This is a genomic window from Rhodoplanes sp. SY1, from assembly GCF_046000175.1.
In the GTDB taxonomy this organism is placed as follows: Bacteria; Pseudomonadota; Alphaproteobacteria; order Rhizobiales; family Xanthobacteraceae; genus Rhodoplanes.
This window is the reverse complement of record NZ_JBEOMB010000531.1, coordinates 1-817: the sequence shown is the minus strand read 5'-3', so window position 1 is coordinate 817 and position 817 is coordinate 1. Positions and strand designations below refer to the sequence as shown.

Here is an 817-nt window from a genome sequence, read left to right as displayed (position 1 = left end):
TCGATGCAGTACATGCCGTTCTCGTTGAGCGGCGGATTGCCCTCGACGGCGAGGATGTACTGGCCTTTGTACTTCTGCCACGTCTCCTGGAGGATCGCGTCGGCCTGGTGGCCGGCCGCCGCCATGATGGTGTCGTCGTAGTCGAGCGAGATCATCGACAGGACGACGTCCTTCACCAGCGGGTGGGCGGAGCGGATGAAGCTCTCCGAGCAGCAGGTGCATTCCAGCCCGTGCATCCAGATCACCGGGATGCGCGGCTTCGTCTCCAGCGCGTTGGCGACCGTGCCGGCACCGCTCGCCCCGAGGCCGAGGCTCGCCGCCGTGAGGCTGCAGAACTTGACGAAGCTGCGGCGCGAGATGCCCTGGCGCCGGATCACGTCGTAGAACGTCTCGGGCGGAGCGTTCATCGGCCGTTTCCCCCTGGTGTCGCGAGGCCCGTTGGTGGGGCTGTTCGGCGAGGGAATCCGCAAGAAGCGGGCCAGCCGGCGCGCCGCCACATTCGAAATGGACTATCGCTGATAATAGAACGTTCTAATCAGGACGGCCCCGACGGGGACCGCACCGTTCTCCGCCCCGATCTGGAAACTCGCTTTTCACCATCGGTCGTTTGGTTTCCAGCGGCCGAGCGGCCGAAGACCGCCGGTTCAGTGCGCCGTGCAGACCATGCACGGATCGAAGGAGCGCACGACGTGCTGGATCGCCGCCGCGCGTGCACCGCGGTCGCCGACCGGCGTTCCCACCAGCGCCTGCTCCAGCGGTCCGGGGACGCCCGCTGAATCGCGCGGAGAGAAATTCCACGTCGTGGGAGAAATGATCT

Annotated in this window: 2 protein-coding genes; both read right to left on the bottom strand. The window is 66.1% G+C overall.

Annotated elements, in window-relative coordinates; all coding sequences use genetic code 11:
- The coding region (locus ABTU92_RS30780; RefSeq protein WP_408095312.1) for a hydrogenase small subunit at positions 1-407 on the bottom strand (407 nt) is incomplete at its 3' end.
- A gap of 237 nt (positions 408-644) precedes the next feature.
- Positions 645-817, bottom strand: a 173-nt coding sequence (locus ABTU92_RS30775) for a nickel-dependent hydrogenase large subunit (RefSeq protein WP_408095313.1), incomplete at its 5' end; no start/stop codon positions are given.